Here is a 17,529-nt window from a genome sequence, read left to right as displayed (position 1 = left end):
AACGAAAAAAGGTAATCTGGGTGCGTGATCCAAATTACCTTAAATAATTAAGAGAGTCTGCTCATAAATTTTGATACTTTCTTAAAACAACCATACTCAATTGCAATTAGTGAATTGAGTAGAAAACATAGCGCAACATAAAGTCAGCGATAATTGCGATAACACAGCCAAGTGCAAAAATAGACTCAGTTGATTGACCTTGATTTTTAGGGGTTAGGAATTTCACTAAACTATAGCCACAAGCTAATACTGCAAAGGTGGCTAAGATCCAACAGGCAGTCCGTAGCGAGCCAATAGAGTAATACACTTGAATAGGTGATAACGGGAATGTCACCGATTTTTGGCTATAGAGTGTGCTAGTTAAATATCGCTCATAAAAAGGTTGATACAGTAATCGGCCAATTAAGCTAAATGCCATTATTCCCCATAATTGCCATTTCCAGCGTATTGGGAATGAGTCTTGTGGTATTTCAATACCTAACTTACTGCCTACGTGTTGTAATACTTTGATCAGCAAAAAGAAAATAGCGGCACCAAGTGTTAACATCGTGCCGAAGAACATGATGTAAGTGTTAGGGTCCATCCATGTCAAAATAGAGGTATGGCGATAAATCGATGCCATACAATAAATATCAAATAACCCAATCAGAATACTGCTACTTAATAACAGCATTGAGAGTTTGCGAGTGCGCCAGAGCCATAAAAAGGTTAATCCTAGGCAACCGACAAAAATAGCAGTGACGGCGACTTCACGACTTAACCAAGCAGAAAAAACATTTCTAATGGCATTAGGGGCATTTAATGGCACACCTAAGTGAGTTATTGAAGCGATAGAGCCTAAACCTGCCAATCCACAAATAACAAATAAGGTCAACAGCATAAAGCGATAGTAGCTTTCTGCATTGAGATAATGAGAAAGGCGACGAGCAAAAAGCCCTGTTGTTAGTGCAAGACCAATGGTCGCATTCATCATAAATGTGAAGATTAATAATGACCATTCATTCATTTTCTTTCTCCCTTATTATTAATTCCGTCATTGTTTGCACCCTGATGTGGGTTAATAACAAGGTTGGGATGTGTTATTTCAGGGGAAGGTAAACCCGTGACATAATCTAAATCGCCATAGCGTTCACGCAGTTCATCAATAGGGCCAAATTGGATTGCACCTAGCGGACAAGTGGCGACACAAACCGGTTGTTCACCTTTTTGCTGTAAATCGATACAAAAATCGCATTTTGACATCTGTTTGGTTTCTGGGTTCATCTGTGGCGCGCCATAAGGGCAAGACCACGCACAAGCACCACAACCGACACATTTGTCGGTATCTACCATGACAATGCCATCGCCTTTACGCTTATGCATTGCTGTTGTTGGGCAGTTTTTAACACAAATCGGATCGTCACAATGGTTACAAGAGATAGATAAGGTGTAAGCGAAGACATTATTGATCAGCGCACCTTTCGAATTACGGGTATAACCCCCGCCAGTGATTTCATAGACACGGCGAAATTTGCGTCCGACATCAAGGTTGTTTTTATCTTTACAAGCAACCTGACACGCTTTGCAACCTGAACAGCGAGCGCTGTCGATATAAAATCCTAACTGTTTGTTGCTCACAGCGGGATAAACGATAAATTGACTCATACTTTTGCTACCTCGACCAATAATGTTTGGTGAGCATTGCCGTGTGCCATTGCGGTGCTACGGGATGATGTTAATACATTGGCACATCCACCTTGATCTATGCCTTTTGCATCAGGTTGCCACCAAGCTCCTGCTTGCAAGGCCACGACGCCAGGCATAATTCGTTGTGTTAATTTGGCGGGCACCATCGTTACTCCACGATCGTTATACACTTTGACTTTCTCGCCCTCTTTGATGTTTCTATCTTGGGCATCTAACGGGTTTAACCAGAGTTCTTGGCGTTGTACTTCTTGTAACCAAGGGTTGGCAAACTGCGTTGAGTTTGCGCGATTACGCCCTTTCCATGTGATAAGTTGTAACGGGAATTTATCCGTTAGCGTATCTTCAGGGCCTTCAATAGCGGGTACGTAATGAGAGAGCGCCGGAATATCGACATTATTCATGTCATATAAGCGTTTAGAGAAAATCTCAATTTTGCCTGACGGCGTTGGGAATGGGTTGTTTTCGATATCTTGAATATTTTTCTCAAATGCCACATTTTGAGTATGTGGACGATGTTTTAATAAATGACGGCGTTTAACCAATAGCTCTTTAAAGGTTGGAATGCCGTCTTCAGGACGTTTCACACTGGCGTCATCGACTAAATATTCAATCCAATCGCGATCAGTCTCTTTGCCTTCGCTAAATTGTTCACCAACGCCTAATTTATCTGCAACTTCACGTAACCAAGCGTAGTCAGTACGACGTTCAAATTCAGGTTCAATCACTTTTTCAGAAAGAATAATGTAGTCGCCATAACTCCATGTACCACCGATGTTCCAGCGTTCTAAAAAGCTGGTTTCAGGCAGTAAAATATCGGCATATTTTGCACTTGGTGTCAGATACAGATCGCTACAGACGATAAATTCTACCTTTGATTCATCTTCAAGGACTTTAGCAGCATGAAGAATATCGGTATTTTGGTTCGTCATGTAGTTACCCGCCATTGAGAAAATCATCTTGATTTCAGTATCAAGTTTCTCGGCGTTCAGTAACCCATTTTGTGGTGTGACTAAATTTTTGTCTTCACACGCTTGCACCCAGTTGGTGATATTAATTTTCGCTTTTACTGGGTTGGTTAATAGGCTTGGCCCTGCGATGGTTTTACGCAATTCAGAGTTTAAAGCCATACCATAGCCGGCAGCCCAACCACCTCGAACCCCCACATTACCAGTGATCGTTGCAAGTAATGTTGCACCACGTGCCGTCCGTTCACCACAAATATGGCGCTGAGGCCCCCAACCTTGCATCAATGCTGCCGGTTTTGTCGATGCATATTCACGGGCTAATTGGCGGATAGTATCAGCAGGCACTTTAGTGATAGGTTCTGCCCATTCAGGTGTTTTCTTAATGCCATCTTTTTTACCCATCAAATAGGCAACTAAAGATTCATTTTTACCTACACCTTCTGGCATTTGGTGTTCGTCAAAGCCAATAGTGTATTTATCGATAAATGCTTGATCGTGAAGGTTCTCACTGACGATGACATACATCATCGCATCCATCATGGCGTTATCCGTTGTTGGTAATAATGGGATCCATTGATCAGCTAAAGAAGAGGCGGTATCAGAATAACGAGGATCAACAACAATAAACTTAGTGCCATTTTTCTTCATTTTTTGGAAGAAATGGTTTGAGTGACCAAAAATCGTTTCGTTAGGGTTATGGCCCCATAAAATCACAAGAGGGGTGTTTTCTAATGTATCAAGTGTGCTACCACTAGCAGCTGTACCGTAAGTATAAGGGGTGACTGCAAGGGTATTTCCATTACTAACGGAGTGATAGTTTTCTAGAAAACCCCCCGTGATATTAAACAGGCGACGTAACATATTCGCACCCGAGAAAACACCGCCAGTCACACCTGTACTTAAGCTGACAAAGCGTGATGCGGGGCCATATTGTTGGTTAATACGCTGCATATTTTGCGCAATAAGAGTGGTCGCTTCTTCCCACGTGATCCGTTCAAATTTGCCTTCGCCACGTTTGCCAACGCGTTTCATTGGGTATTTTAAACGGTCTGGATGATAGACAAATTTTCGATAACCGCGACCTCGAACGCAGGCACGCATAATAGGCATCTCTTCATCTAGATCAGCATCGGGACGTGTGCTAATACGGGTGACTTTGCCATCCTTTACGTGGGCTCGAATATCACATTTACCGCCACAGTCAAAGCTACTGCAAGTTGAAACAACCCGTTCACCCTCTTCGGTCGTTATTGATTTTACTGGGATAGCGTTATCGGTTGTCGCAGCAAAGGAGTTTGATGCGAGAAAAGGAAGGGTGACTAATGCTGAGCTCGCTTGAATAAAGTGACGGCGGCTAACATCGTTGAGAATGCTCTTTGTATCATGATCGTGATCGGACTGATTGCTCATAATGAACTCTACCTTAAACATAATAGGCGGACCCCGATATACCCGATACTTGATATAAAGAACGTGCGTGATTTTTCTAGGCTATGAATAAAGGGAATGTCTGGTATCCGCTGCATTATTATTGAATGCATAGATAATTGCAGAATGCTTGAATTAACCTCTGCGAGAGGGATAGTAGTTGATTAATCTTTTGCCAACATTCTAAAACCAGACAATGACATTTGAATTTCAGCCTATTTACTAAGGGTGTTAAAAGCGCGTTTTTTGATTGTTAACGAAGTTTATTTAATAGATATCAAGAAGGTTGAAATTTCACATAAAATATCTTCGTTATTTATTAAAACATATAGCGATTTTAATTATATAACTCATTATTTGCCAGTGTGTAGAGTGCGTGAGAACTGTTATATTAAAAAGGACGAAAATAAAAAAAGGGTAACCTAGACTGTGAGAAATGTACCGTTAAAAAGCGTTGATTCACTTGACCGAGATGTTATTGCGCTGGGTACAGACTATTTGCCCAATACGCTGTTAGAAACACATCAACATCGTCGAGCGCAATTTTTATACCCTGCTACGGGTTTAATTGAAGTGAGTACAGATGATGGTGAGTGGATTATTCCACCGTCTTGTGGTGTGTGGATACCTCCGCAGACTGGGCATGAAACGCGTATGTTAGATGTAAGCACTCGCAGCCTTTATATTGAGCCTTCAGCTGCACCTCGGCACAGTAAACAGTGTGAAGTTGTCAGTGTTTCTCCTCTTTTTCGCCAGTTACTGCTTGAAGCTGTAGATGTGCCTGCAGAATATGATAAAAAAGGGCGAGATGGTCTTTTAATGCAGTTAATCTTATGTGAGTTAGCAAAAGCAAAACCGTTACCGTTTTTTGCGCCTATTCCACAAGACAGTAAATTAGCTCAATTATGTCGTGATTTTATTCGTAACCCAAAAATAGATTCTTTACCGCAACAGTGGGCAGATAAATTACATAAAAGTGAGCGCTCTTTTAGCCGTTTTTTCCGCAAACAAACAGGAATGTCATTTTCACAATGGCGACAACAAGTCTGTTTATTGAATTCATTAACACAAATTTTATCTGGGCGCGGTATTACTGAAGTTGCCTTTGATTTAGGTTATAACAGCGCGGGCTCATTCTCGACAATGTTTAAAAAACAGATGGGACAATCGCCTTCTCATTTTAGTGCGGATGGGCTGAAATTAGATCGTTTTTAATATTTAATTTCAATTACTATTCTTTTTAAGATTCTTTCCAATATTTTAAATAAAGAATAATTCTTTTTAAGATTTACCTTATATGTGAATTACGTATTTATTACTATCTTAATAAAAGGAAAGTATACTAAATTTATATTTAACTAGTTGATTGATATATATAAAATAACAAATACTTTTAATGTTCGTTTTATATGAATATAATTATTATCTGATGATGAAAAATATATCTTTTTACTTTTCATGAAGATGGTTGTTATATGTATAAAATTTTAAACACTTAATTTTTGATTCTTATCTATTGAAAGGGATCTATTGTTATTTATTTTCTTTAGGTGATTAAATATTAAAACCCATTAATATTTAAGTCATGTTTTTTTCATTTAGACATAATAAGTTACAATTATCGTAATAGTTTGGAGTGTATGATTTTTATATTCTACTATACTCATTCATTAGCTCATCATGTTAATACAGAAGTCGTTACAATAGGGTTAAGAATATGTCAAAAGGCAATTCAAATAATAATACAGGCCAGAAGATAGGACTACTTGCGTTGATTGCCATCGTAATCAGCTCAATGATAGGTAGTGGAGTTGATGGATTACCGCAAAATATGGCAGCAACATCTGAAATTGGTCCAGTCATTATTGCTTGGCTAATTTGCGGTTTTGGTATGTATTTTATTGCCCGGATCTTTATGGTGCTTTCAGATATTCGACCTGATCTTCAATCAGGTATTTATATGTATGCTCGTGAAGGATTTGGTGCTTTTGTTGCTTTTATTGTTGCTTGGGGTTATTGGTTAATGACCATTTTTAGCAATGTTGCTTTTGCTATTATGGTGATGGATACCTTAAATTATTTCTTACCTGGTGATTTTAAAGGCGGAAATAATATTCCCTCTATTATCGGTGCTTCTATTCTTATTTGGGGATTTAATTACCTTGTTTTATCCGGCACGAAATTGGCGGGTGCGATTAATATTATTGGTACGTTTGCGAAGTTAATTCCTTTAAGTATTTTCGTGTTTATACTGGTTTACTTCTTGAATTATGAAGAGCTAACTAATAATTTTTGGGGAAATTCAGCACCTATTTCAGCTGATAATTTAGGGCCTATTCCTGCACAAATTTTAGCGCCTTTAGATGTTGCTCTGTGGTGTTTTATCGGTGTCGAAGGTGCGGTTGCGCTATCTGGTCGAGCGCGCAATAAAAAAGATGTGGGCAAAGCAACATTGATAGGGTTTATTGTCTCACTGATTATTTGTATTTTTATTTCAGTATTACCTTTTGGTGTTTTACCGCAAAAAGCATTAAGCATAATACCAACACCATCAACAGCTGGAATATTAAAAACTGTTGTTGGCGATTGGGGTGAGTGGTTAATTAATATCGGCGTATTAGTGTCCGTATTAACCAGTTGGCTAGCTTGGACGATGATTTGTGCTGAAATACCTATGGTTGCGGCTCAAAATGGTACTTTTCCTAAAGCATTTTCAGTAAAAAATAAAAATGGCGCTGCCTCTACCTCTCTGTGGGTGAGTAGCCTATTTATGCAATTGGTTGTCTTTGTTGCTTATTTTTCTAATGATGCTTGGCTAACAATGTTAGCTATTTCTGCATTAATGGTTCTACCTGCTTATTTGGCAACATCAGCTTATTTATTACAGCTTTGTTTGTCGGGTGACTTTTCAAAATATGCCAATAAAGGTAAGGCTTCTGCTTTAATTAGTGGATTTATTGGATTAATGTTCTGCTTGTTTATGTTTTATGCTTGTGAAATTAAATATTTAGCGATGGTGCCTATTTTATTGACATTAGGTATTCCCCTTTTTATTTGGTCGAGATATCAAGAGCAGAAGACGCTATTTAATCCAACAGAGCGTATTTTATTTGTTTTTATTATCTTACTGGACGTATTGACGATTTTTCTATATCTCAATAATTATATTGAATTTTAATTATTGCATAATTATTAATTGAAATTTTTTCAATGAAATGAATCAGATAATGGCAATATCAATCAATATTGATACCTATGGAGGTGTCTATGAAGTTTAATCATCATGTATTATTTGTCTCATCTGCGGGACTAAAAGAAGATAGCCCTGCAAAACAAGCATTAGGATCATTAAAACATGCAATTACAGAGCGTGGTTTTATCGCTCAAATTGCAGATAATATTGATCATGGGATTAAATATATAAAAGAGAGCCCTAAATACAGTGCGGTAGGTATTTTCTGGGATAAAAACAATCCAAAAATGAATATAGAGAGTGAAGCCTTTATTTCATTATTTAGAAAAAGAAATCCAACGACCCCTATTATTCTACTGTCTGAAGAGAATATTACCGATAATGTTTCTATTAATATTCTTAAAGAAGTAAGTGAATATATCTATCTCTATTCAGAAACCGCAACATTTACAGCTAATCGTATTTATACTTTAATTCATCGCTATGCAGAGAGCCTTTTACCTCCATATTTTAAAACATTAAAAGATTTCACTGAGGATGGTGATTATTATTGGGATTGCCCAGGACATATGGGCGGTATGGCTTATTTGAAACATCCTATTGGTATTGAGTTCATCAATTTCTTTGGTGAAAATATGATGCGTGCTGATATTGGTGTCGCAACGGCTGAAATGGGGGATTACCTTATTCATGCGGGGCCTTCAAAAACATCAGAAGAAATAGCAGCAGAACTATTTGGCGCTGATTGGACATTTTATGGTGTTTCAGGTTCATCCGGTTCCAATCGTATTGTGGCACAAGGCGCTATTGGGGCAGACGAGATTGTTGTTGTGGATAGAAACTGCCATAAATCATTGAATCATGGCTTAACACTTTCACAAGGACGTCCTGTTTATTTAAAACCTACACGAAATGGCTACGGTTTAATTGGTCCGATCCCAACCAAACGCTTAACACAAGCCAGTATTAGCAAACTGATAAAAGAGAGTCCGCTAGCCGAAGGTGCTATCAGCCCTGAACCGACTTATGCTGTTGTGACAAACTGTACTTATGATGGTTTTTGTTACAACGTAAATGATGTGGTGAAAAATTTAGCAACCAGCGTACCTCGAATTCATTTTGATGAAGCATGGTATGCTTATGCGCGTTTCCATCCTTTATATAAAAATCGTTTTGCGATGGATGTATCTGAAGATATTCCTAATTGTCCTACCCTTTTTGCCGTGCAATCAACACATAAAATGTTGCCATCACTCTCTATGGCATCAATGATCCACGTGAAAAAAGCGAACGAGCGCCGTTAAATTTCGATGACTTTAATGACTCATTTATGATGCATGGCACCACTTCACCTTATTATCCTATTATTGCTTCCATTGATGTTGCAGTCGGAATGATGAAAGGAGAATCTGGTTATTCTTTAGTACAAGAATCGATAGAAGAAGCCATTGCATTTCGTAAGGCCGTCGTTTCTGTCAAACGCCAATTAAAAGAGCAAAATGGTGATTCTGATTGGTTCTTCGATGTATTACAGCCAACTCAAGTACGTGATCCGAAAACTGGCGAAAATCACAGCTTTGAGCAAGCACCTCTCGATTTGTTAAGCCAAGAGTCTGATTGTTGGACATTAAAAATCGGTGATAAATGGCATGGTTTTTCTGATGAAGATATTGCTGATACCGACAGTATGTTAGACCCTGTTAAAGTCACAATTACCTGCCCTGGTATTACTGCCGATGGTCAATATCAAAAGATGGGTATCCCAGGTTATATCATTACTAAATTCTTGGACGATCGGCGTATTGAAATTGCAAGAACGGGGGACTATACCGTTTTAATCCTCTTTTCTGTAGGGGTAACTAAAGGTAAATGGGGAACGTTATTAGAAAGTTTACTGACCTTTAAAAAGCTCTATGATTCCGATGCGTTAGCGATAGATGCTATTCCCTCACTAAAAGAAATCGCTCCTCAATATGCAAAAATGACATTAAAACAACTCTGCCAATCTATGCATGAAAAGATGGATGAGCTTGATTTAATGAAACATATTAATGATGCAGTAAATAGTGATCCAGAACCTGTCATGTCACCAGCGGAGGCTTATCAAAAAGTCGTTCGCTATAAAGCAGAACATATCCCTTTAGATGATTTTTCAGGGCGTATTTCGGCGAGTATGTTAGTTCCTTATCCACCGGGAATTCCTGTTCTTATGCCGGGTGAACGCTTACCTAAAGGAGATCAAGGTATTATTGGTTACCTAAAAGCCTTACAAATTTTTGATAAGGCATTTCCAGGGTTTGAGCATGAAATACAAGGGATCAATGTCGATGAGAAGGGTGATTTTTGGGTAAGAGCGATTGTTGAAGATGAACGCATTGCGAAAGAATTACCTTCACATGTGAAATTCAAACGCCGTGTGTCAGCAATTAAAAAAGGCCGTCAGTAATTAATGACAACATTATGATGCGATGAAAATATCTGGCGTGGGATTAGGCGCCAGATATTATTATCTTAAGGTAAGAGGTTTTTATGGCAAACAAATCAGAAACCACATCGTCAAAGAATACCCCCCCCCGCGGCGAGTGATAATGGTGCAAAGTTGGGTTTATTTGCCCTGATTGCAATTGTTGTGGGCTCTATGTTAGGCGGTGGTGTGTTTAGCTTGCCACAAAATACGGCGGCAAGTTCAGCGATAGGGCCGGTTTTGATCGCATGGATTATTGCGGGTATTGGTATTTACTTTATTGCTAATGCGTTTCGCTTATTATCTGATTTACGACCTGATCTTCAAGCTGGTGTCTATATGTACGCACAAGAAGGGTTTGGGTCTTTTATTGGATTTAATGTTGCATGGGGATATTGGTTAATGACCGCATTTGGTAATGTGGCTTTCGCTGTTATCTTGATGGATGCATTCGATCAGTTTTTCCCCGGTGTATTTACCGATGGCAATAATTTAAATTCCATTATTTGTGGTTCCATTTTAATTTGGGGCTATAACTTTTTAGTGTTATCAGGAACGAAAGTTGCGGGCTTTGTTAATACACTCGGAACCATTGCTAAATTAGTGCCATTGATTTTATTTGTTATTATTCTGGGTGTGCTGAATGATTATTACCAGTTATTTAGTAACTTCTGGGGTACATCACCACAAATTATGAGTACGGTGGATAATAAGGCAGAGCCAGTGTCATTAATGTCCCAAATACTGGCACCGATGACAGTAACCCTATGGGCATTTATTGGTGTTGAAGGTGCTGTCGTTTTATCTGGTAGAGCAAAAAATAAAAAAGATGTTGGTAAAGCAACCTTATTAGGCTTTTTATTAGCATTAATTATTTATATTTTATTATCCATCTTACCTTTTGGCATTATGCCACAACCACAACTGTCTCAATTAAGTAATCCATCAACTGCGGGTGTATTAGCCAAAGTTGTTGGTAATTGGGGGGACTGGTTAATGAATGTCGGGCTGATTATTTCGGTTTTAGCGGGATGGTTAGCATGGACAATGTTATGTGCAGAAATTCCGATGGTCGCAGGGCAAAAAGGTGCATTTCCTAAAGCCTTTGCACGCACCAATAAAAACCAAGCCGCAAATACATCTCTATGGGTGAGCAGTATTGTGATGCAAGCAGCGATGTTATTGGTTTATTTCTCAAATAATGCATGGAATACCATGTATAACATTAGCGCATTAATGGTTGTTCCCGCTTACATCACTACAACGTTATATATCACTAAGATTTGTATTAACCGCCAATATGATCAATATGCAAAAACAGGAAGAGGATTAGCCTTATTAAGTGGTGTATTAGGTGTTATTTTCTGCCTCTTTATTTTGTATGCAAGCCAAATTCAATATGTTGCATTAGTCCCAATTTTATTGACATGTGGACTGCCTGTTTTTATCTGGTCACGTAAAGAGAAACACGATAATAAACCTATTTTTCAGAAAAAAGAGACGCTTTATCTCGTTATTTTATTACTACTTGATGTGATAGTTATCGGTTTACTGATGAAAGGAATTATTACGCTTTAATATTCTCTCATATTGCAATCAATAACCTCACGTACCATGGTGATGCGTGAGGTTATTTATACTATTGATCTAATAGTGAATTATGGTTAATTGTTTTTTTTCTTACAGTATGACGTAAACAATAAGGCAAAAAGAATAAACTTAATGCAGTCATAATAGCCGTGGCAATTAATACAACAAAAAAGGCATTTTCAAAGGCTAAATTTGCTTGAGATATCACAAGAGAAGCCACATCATTTGGTAATTTTTCTGCCACAATAAGAGCCTCATCTAAACTGTCATAGGCTGCATCATTGATAGCTAATGAATCAGGTAGTACGAGTTTTAAGGTGTACACTGTACTCATCAAACTGCCCATAAATGTCACTCCAATCACGCTCCCTAGCTCATAAGCCACATCTTCAATGGAGGCCGCCATTCCTGCTTGCTTATCAGCGACACTTAACATAATGGATGTCGATGCGGTGGTAAAAATAATACCTAAACCAAAGCCGATTAAAAATAAGCTACCAATTAACACCATGGGTGATGTTGTTTGATAAACAGCAATTAACCACAGATTTCCTATCAAAGTAAGCATAAATCCAGCAATAATTAAGCGAATTTCCCCTAGTCGTGTTAAAAAATAGCCCGCTAAAGGGGATGCCAACACAGAGCCAATTGGAATAGGTAAGATCACTAATGCTGCATTTAAAGGGGTAAAACCCGCAACAAGCTGTAAACGCTGGCTAAGTAGTAATTCAATGCCCACAATGATCACCATAGAAAGCACTGCCATTAAAATCCCGATACTAAAAAAGCGGTTTTTAAATAACCCAAAATCAATCATCGGGTGAGTTTGTTTACGTTGGCGCAAGGTAAATAGTGTGAGAAAAATTACCGCAATTACACCTGTAATAGTGACTTCATTCCACTGTGTATAAGGTTTTCCTAGTTCTTTTAAAGCATAAATAGCGCTGATTAAACCTATTAGGATCAGTACTGAGCTTAAATAATCAATTTTATGGTTACCATGTCCAGCAAACTTAGGAATAAGCCAAATCGAAAATGGTAATACCAAAAGCACAATAGGGACGTTAATTAAGAAGACAGAGCCCCACCAAAAATGTTCAAGCAACATCCCACCAATTAAAGGCCCTAAAGCCGCACCGCCAGAAGCAACCGCAGACCAAATGCCAATCGCAATAGCGCGTTCTTGCGAGTCGCTAAAGACTTGGCGCACTATTGACAGAGTAGCTGGCATACTCATTGCGGCTCCAACTGCTAAAAAACCACGAGAGGCAATTAAGGTCGTTGCGGTGGGTGAAAATGCTGCACACAAAGAAGCGAGAGCGAATAGCGGTAACCCACAAATAAAGAGTGTTTTATGGCCAATCCTGTCTGTGAGCATACCCGCTGCAGGTAGTAATCCAGCAACAATTAACGGGTAAGCATTCATTATCCATAATTTTTCTGATGCACTGGCGTTTAAATCATGAGTTAAACGTGGCAATGCGGTATAAAGCACTGTGACATCAACAACAATGAGAAACAGCATACTCGATACCAAAAGTAGTACTATCCAACGTTTATAATCTTTTATCATAGAAATCTCAGTTATTTTTATGTGTATTATTTTTACTAACGGCTACAATATAAATCCATACGGTCGTATTGAAAAGAGGTTTTTTTATGGGACGGCAAAGAACGATTGATAGAGAAAAATTATTAGAAGCGATCTTCGATATCGTTATGGAACAAGGTGCTGCCGCACTGACGATTGATACCGTTGCAAAAAAAATGGGGATCTCTAAAGGGGGTGTTCAATACTGTTTTAGCAGTAAAGAGGCGATGATTGATGCCATGTTTGAACACTGGGAAGGTCACTATGAAGCGCAGTTTAAAAAGAGTGTTGAAAACGATAACTCGCCAGAAAATCGTGTTGCTGCACATATTCATGCGACCCATAATCATGACAAAGTCGCTTTTGCCAAAGGTGCGAGTTTGATGGCGGCATTGTTACAGACGCCTGAGTATTTACAAAGTACCAAAGAGTGGTATCAACAGCGATTGGCGGGATTAGATACAACAACGGAGGTTGGAAAACGTGCACGATTGGCATTTTTAGCGACAGAAGGCACCTTTTTATTGCGTTATTTTGGACTAATGGATATTGATGATAACGAATGGCAATCTATCTTTGAAGATATTGATTCAGAGTTGCTTGAACAAGAGAAAAAACAATAAAAAAGCATGTTGCTAATAATAAAAACAACATGCTTTTTATTGAAGATAATATGGCTAAATGGAATTAGTAATACATAGCAATGAGTTTATTATCGAGCTCTTTAACGTCAACGGGGGTATCGAAAATATCCTCGATAATATCGGCTTTCATGATCTCTTTTGGTGAACCATGATAATACAGCTGTCCATTACGCATGGCTAAAATATAGTCTGAATAGACTGAAGCAAAATTAATATCATGAATAACGATAATAATGGTTTTTCCTAATTCATCTGCGGCTTTTCGCAGAAGTTTCATCATTATTACCGCATGTTTCATATCAAGATTATTCAGTGGTTCATCAAGCATGACATATTCTGTATCTTGGCATAGCACCATCGCAACATAGGTACGTTGACGTTGTCCGCCTGATAACTCATCTAGATAGCGATGACGAAATTCAGTCAAATTTAAAAAGGCTAATGACTCATCAATGACTTTTTTATCGTCGAGTGTTAACCGCCCTTTGCTGTAAGGATAACGCCCAAAGCCAACTAATTCTTCTACGGTTAAACGGCTGACGAACTGGTTTTCTTGGCGCAGTATTGAGAGGTTTTTTGCCAGCACATCACTATCTGTTGCCGCAACATCCATACCATTAACACTGACCATGCCACTTTCAGGAAGCAATAAACGCCCAATAACAGAAAGTAGTGTGGATTTACCCGCGCCATTAGGACCAATGATCGAAGTAATACCGCCACGTTGAATGGTTGTTGTAATATTATCGAGAACGGTTATATCTTGATAATGCTTTGATATCTTACTGATTTCAATCATATTAAAGTCTTCTTAACACCAAATAGATAAAGAACATCCCACCAACAAACTCAATCACAACAGAAAGTGTTCCTGTCATTTTTAAGCCATATTCTAAAACCAGTTGCCCACCGATTAAGGCAATAGTACCTAGTAGGAAGGCAACAGGCATTAAGAAACGGTGTTGGCTACTGCCACTGATATGGTAAGCAAGGTTAGCGACAATTAAACCTAAGAAGGTTAACGGGCCGACTAAAGCGGTCGAAACAGCCACTAAGACAGAAATGAGTAACAGAATATAAGTGGTCTGTTTGCGGTAATTAATACCGAGGTTAATCGCATTCGCTTGGCCTAATGCCATTACATCAAAGCTATAGCGCATACGCCAAAGTAAAACACCGACGACAACGATAATGGCTAAAGCGCAAAAGATAAGATCAGGGGTTGCACGGGTGAAGGTGGCAAACATGCGACCTTGTAAAATGGAGAACTCATTAGGATCCATCAAACGTTGTAATAGTGTGGCTGAACTACGAAATAACGTACCTAAGATGATCCCAATCATCAGGACTAAATTGATGTTAAAACGTACCGAGCTAAACAACCAACGATAAAGTACAACCGAAAATAGCACCAACAATGTTGATTCTAAAAAGAATTTTGATAAGTTCAACATCCATGACGCAGGCATATCGCCTTCAAAAAAGACAAACACGGTTTGTAGCAATACAAACAGGGCTTCTAACCCCATAAGTGATGGTGTCAAAATACGGTTATTTGCAATAGTTTGGAGCAATATTGTTGAAACACCCGCGGCAAAAGCCACTACAATCATGGTGAGAATAATGTAAGCACGATGAGTCAAAATATAAGAGATATTGCCGTTTAGGTTTATCGTCATAAATAACACAATAGATAATAACGATACCCCTAATAATAACCAGATACGTGACATGGGCGAAAGGCGCGTTTTCTTATGTTCGGCAGCGCCAGTACATTTGCTAATTATGGATGAATTAACTTTTTGCATAACGTTGCTGCTTTAGTAGTAAAAAAAGGAAAATAACGGCACCCACCGCGCCTAAAATAACACTGGCAGGAATTTCAAATGGGTAGCGAATAAGTCGGCCAATGACATCACATAATAAAACAATCGCACCACCACTTAAGCAAACCCAAGGGATGGTTTTGCGGATATTATCCCCCATCACTAAGCTCACCAGATTGGGCACAATCAAACCAAGGAAAGGCAATGCACCAACAACAGACACCACAACACCACTAATCAGTGCAATAATCGATAATCCTATTATCATCACTTTGCGGTAATTCAGCCCCACGTTAATGGAGAACTCTCGTCCCATTCCGGCAACAGTAAAACTATCTGCAACCCAACACGCCATGATTGCTAGAGCACCAACAAGCCATAACAGCTCATAACGGCCTTGTAGCACACTTGAGAAATCACCACTTGTCCATGCATCTAATGATTGCAGTAAATCGAAATACACCGCTAAGAAGATGGTAAGTGCGCCAATAACCGCACTAAGCATAATGCCGACCAAAGGCACTATCAGTGTTGTTTTTAAGGTGATCTTTTGCAGCAACAACATAAACAACAATGTACCAAGAAGGGCAAAAACAGTTGCGACCATCATTTTGGTGAAGATGCCTGCCGCTGGAAAGAGCAGCATGACGACTAATAATCCAAGACTTGCAGATTGCGTTGTTCCGGCAAGAGAAGGTTCGACAAAGCGGTTTTGGGTGAGCAGTTGCATAATCAATCCTGCAACACTAATGGCACCACCGGCGAGTAATAATGATAGTGTTCTTGGAACACGGCTGATAAAGAAGATATCGCGCATATCGGGATCAGTAAAAAGCGAAGCAGGAGTAATATCTCCTGCGCCGATGAATAGACTGATCATTGAGAGGATAGCGATACCCCCTACCCCCAATGATAAATGGAACGTTTTCATTCAGTTACTTTATTTTTTTGATCCAAGGCCTGATTAATTGTATCCATTAAACGAGAGTAAGTTTGGATCCCGCCGGAGATATAAATGGAACTTGCATCAAGATAGATAACTTGGTCTTTGTTCCAAGCATTTACTTTTCTAACTAGTGCATTATCAAGAACTTGTTGAGCTGGTTGTGAATCTTCACGACCAATGGCTGCATCACGGTCAATGACAAACAGCCAATCTGGATTAAGTTTTAACAGTAATTCAGAGTTGACAATGTTGCCGTGTGAACCAGGGCTATCAAAAACATAAGCGGGTTCAAAACCTAATACGTCATAGATAAAGCCAAAGCGAGAGCTTGGGCCATAAGCCGAAATTTTACCGCCACTGACTAAAACCACCATTGCTTTACCTGCGTCTGGTGTTTTGGCTTTTACGGTATCAATTTTGCTATTGAAATCAGCCAGTAATTTTTTAGCTTGTTCTTCTTTGCCAAAAATTTGACCTAATGTTGTGGTGCGTTCAGCAAGGCTTTCAACGAAACGCTTCGGATCGATATCCATTGAAATCGCAGGTGCAATTTCACTTAATTTTGCATATGCATCACGAGCACGGCTACCACTTAAAATTAAATCAGGCGCTGTTGTGCTGAGCTTTTCATAGTTTGGCTCGAATAAAGCACCTTCATTGATATAGTCGTTCGGATTGGTGTATTTCTCTAAGAATTTTGGTAAATGAACATTCGTTTGTGGAATGCCAACAATAGAAACACCTAATGCATCAATAATATCAAGGGTTTCCATATTCATCACAACCACTTTTTGCGGGTGTGCAGGGATTTCAGTTGTCCCTTGGAAATGTTCAATCGTGAGAGTTTGTTTCTCCGCTGATTGTGCTGTTGATGCGTCTTGAGCGTTATCACAACCTGCGATAACAAGTGAAGAAAGCAGTAAAAACAGTGGGCTTAATGACTTTTTAAACATTCTCTTTCCCATATTGTTGCAACACGAAATAACACGGATCTTTACAGCAGTGGCTTAAATGTCGATCCACAAAGAAGGCGATAATACCATCAAAAACATAAAGAGTAATGATACTAATTCACATTCTCATAATAATAAAGGATTAACTTGACTAAAATGGCGAAATTTTGTGAGAGATCATTAAAGGAAAATAAAGAACAAATTTTGTGACGTGAAAGAACTCTTAAGATTATTTGCTCAATT

At 38.9% G+C, this 17,529-nt stretch carries 14 protein-coding genes; 6 read left to right on the top strand and 8 right to left on the bottom strand.

Annotation, left to right across the window (positions count from 1 at the left end; translation table 11 throughout):
* Positions 1–106 precede the first annotated feature (106 nt).
* The 3 genes from CUB63_RS11060 to CUB63_RS11050 are packed head-to-tail and all read right to left on the bottom strand — an operon-like array spanning position 107 to position 4,061.
* Positions 107–1,006 carry a dimethyl sulfoxide reductase anchor subunit family protein gene (locus CUB63_RS11060; protein ID WP_109848032.1) on the bottom strand — a complete coding sequence of 300 codons (900 nt, stop codon included), beginning with the start codon at positions 1,004–1,006 and terminating at the stop codon, positions 107–109.
* A complete protein-coding gene (locus CUB63_RS11055) occupies positions 1,003–1,644 on the bottom strand; it encodes a DMSO/selenate family reductase complex B subunit (RefSeq protein ID WP_109848031.1) in 642 nt (213 codons plus the stop codon). Before CUB63_RS11055 ends, CUB63_RS11060 begins: the two co-directional genes overlap by 4 nt.
* On the bottom strand, positions 1,641–4,061 hold the full coding sequence (locus tag CUB63_RS11050) for a DMSO/selenate family reductase complex A subunit (protein WP_109848030.1): 2,421 nt from the start codon (positions 4,059–4,061) through the stop codon (positions 1,641–1,643). Before CUB63_RS11050 ends, CUB63_RS11055 begins: the two co-directional genes overlap by 4 nt.
* 447 nt (positions 4,062–4,508) lie before the next feature.
* On the opposite strand from CUB63_RS11050, the gene CUB63_RS11045 reads away from it, so the two are divergent.
* The 5 genes from CUB63_RS11045 (at position 4,509) to CUB63_RS11030 (ending at position 11,314) form a co-directional block, all read left to right on the top strand.
* Positions 4,509–5,294, top strand: coding sequence for an AraC family transcriptional regulator (locus CUB63_RS11045; protein ID WP_109848029.1), 786 nt, complete (start codon positions 4,509–4,511; stop codon positions 5,292–5,294).
* A gap of 502 nt (positions 5,295–5,796) precedes the next feature.
* Positions 5,797–7,257 carry a basic amino acid/polyamine antiporter gene (locus CUB63_RS11040; protein ID WP_006534477.1) on the top strand — a complete coding sequence of 487 codons (1,461 nt, stop codon included), beginning with the start codon at positions 5,797–5,799 and terminating at the stop codon, positions 7,255–7,257.
* Between the two features lie 89 nt (positions 7,258–7,346).
* A complete protein-coding gene (locus CUB63_RS11035) occupies positions 7,347–8,576 on the top strand; it encodes an Orn/Lys/Arg decarboxylase N-terminal domain-containing protein (protein ID WP_269669687.1) in 1,230 nt (409 codons plus the stop codon).
* A 26-nt stretch (positions 8,577–8,602) separates the two neighbouring features.
* Positions 8,603–9,718 carry an Orn/Lys/Arg family decarboxylase gene (locus CUB63_RS17855; RefSeq protein WP_269669688.1) on the top strand — a complete coding sequence of 372 codons (1,116 nt, stop codon included), beginning with the start codon at positions 8,603–8,605 and terminating at the stop codon, positions 9,716–9,718.
* A gap of 153 nt (positions 9,719–9,871) precedes the next feature.
* Positions 9,872–11,314 (top strand): basic amino acid/polyamine antiporter, encoded by a 1,443-nt coding sequence (locus tag CUB63_RS11030; RefSeq protein ID WP_072065056.1) that lies wholly within the window; start codon positions 9,872–9,874, stop codon positions 11,312–11,314.
* A 61-nt stretch (positions 11,315–11,375) separates the two neighbouring features.
* Here CUB63_RS11030 and CUB63_RS11025 read toward each other — a convergent pair whose 3' ends face one another.
* A complete protein-coding gene (locus tag CUB63_RS11025) occupies positions 11,376–12,899 on the bottom strand; it encodes an MFS transporter (RefSeq protein WP_109848028.1) in 1,524 nt (507 codons plus the stop codon).
* Positions 12,900–12,985: 86 nt separating this feature from the next.
* On the opposite strand from CUB63_RS11025, the gene CUB63_RS11020 reads away from it, so the two are divergent.
* Entirely contained in the window at positions 12,986–13,540 is a 555-nt protein-coding gene (locus CUB63_RS11020) for a TetR/AcrR family transcriptional regulator (protein ID WP_006534485.1), read from the top strand.
* 64 nt (positions 13,541–13,604) lie between these two features.
* On the opposite strand, the gene CUB63_RS11015 is transcribed toward CUB63_RS11020, so the two are convergent.
* From CUB63_RS11015 to CUB63_RS11000, 4 genes are read right to left on the bottom strand one after another with little or no spacing between them, the layout of a single operon-like run.
* The gene (locus CUB63_RS11015; protein ID WP_006534486.1) at positions 13,605–14,360 is read right to left on the bottom strand and encodes an iron ABC transporter ATP-binding protein; all 756 of its coding nucleotides are present in this window, start codon (positions 14,358–14,360) and stop codon (positions 13,605–13,607) included.
* A gap of 1 nt (position 14,361) precedes the next feature.
* Positions 14,362–15,369 carry an iron chelate uptake ABC transporter family permease subunit gene (locus tag CUB63_RS11010; protein WP_109848027.1) on the bottom strand — a complete coding sequence of 336 codons (1,008 nt, stop codon included), beginning with the start codon at positions 15,367–15,369 and terminating at the stop codon, positions 14,362–14,364.
* The gene (locus CUB63_RS11005; RefSeq protein WP_109848026.1) at positions 15,356–16,318 is read right to left on the bottom strand and encodes an ABC transporter permease; all 963 of its coding nucleotides are present in this window, start codon (positions 16,316–16,318) and stop codon (positions 15,356–15,358) included. The genes CUB63_RS11010 and CUB63_RS11005 overlap by 14 nt, the downstream gene beginning before the upstream one ends.
* Entirely contained in the window at positions 16,315–17,286 is a 972-nt protein-coding gene (locus CUB63_RS11000; protein WP_109848025.1) for a siderophore ABC transporter substrate-binding protein, read from the bottom strand. Before CUB63_RS11000 ends, CUB63_RS11005 begins: the two co-directional genes overlap by 4 nt.
* Positions 17,287–17,529: the final 243 nt, after the last annotated feature.

This window comes from Proteus penneri (genome assembly GCF_003144535.1).
Classification (GTDB): domain Bacteria; phylum Pseudomonadota; class Gammaproteobacteria; order Enterobacterales; family Enterobacteriaceae; genus Proteus; species Proteus penneri.
The sequence above is the reverse complement of the archived record's forward strand: the minus strand, read 5'-3'. Positions and strand labels throughout refer to the sequence as shown.

Excerpts from the sequence above, each read along its gene's own strand:
- CUB63_RS11060 (WP_109848032.1), bottom strand. The coding sequence starts at position 1,006 with ATGAATGAATGGTCATTATTAATCTTCACATTTATGATGAATGCGACC.
- CUB63_RS11055 (WP_109848031.1), bottom strand. The coding sequence starts at position 1,644 with ATGAGTCAATTTATCGTTTATCCCGCTGTGAGCAACAAACAGTTAGGA.
- CUB63_RS11050 (WP_109848030.1), bottom strand. The coding sequence starts at position 4,061 with ATGAGCAATCAGTCCGATCACGATCATGATACAAAGAGCATTCTCAAC.
- CUB63_RS11040 (WP_006534477.1), top strand. The coding sequence starts at position 5,797 with ATGTCAAAAGGCAATTCAAATAATAATACAGGCCAGAAGATAGGACTA.
- CUB63_RS11035 (WP_269669687.1), top strand. The coding sequence starts at position 7,347 with ATGAAGTTTAATCATCATGTATTATTTGTCTCATCTGCGGGACTAAAA.
- CUB63_RS17855 (WP_269669688.1), top strand. The coding sequence starts at position 8,603 with ATGATGCATGGCACCACTTCACCTTATTATCCTATTATTGCTTCCATT.
- CUB63_RS11025 (WP_109848028.1), bottom strand. The coding sequence starts at position 12,899 with ATGATAAAAGATTATAAACGTTGGATAGTACTACTTTTGGTATCGAGT.
- CUB63_RS11020 (WP_006534485.1), top strand. The coding sequence starts at position 12,986 with ATGGGACGGCAAAGAACGATTGATAGAGAAAAATTATTAGAAGCGATC.
- CUB63_RS11015 (WP_006534486.1), bottom strand. The coding sequence starts at position 14,360 with ATGATTGAAATCAGTAAGATATCAAAGCATTATCAAGATATAACCGTT.
- CUB63_RS11010 (WP_109848027.1), bottom strand. The coding sequence starts at position 15,369 with ATGCAAAAAGTTAATTCATCCATAATTAGCAAATGTACTGGCGCTGCC.
- CUB63_RS11005 (WP_109848026.1), bottom strand. The coding sequence starts at position 16,318 with ATGAAAACGTTCCATTTATCATTGGGGGTAGGGGGTATCGCTATCCTC.
- CUB63_RS11000 (WP_109848025.1), bottom strand. The coding sequence starts at position 17,286 with ATGTTTAAAAAGTCATTAAGCCCACTGTTTTTACTGCTTTCTTCACTT.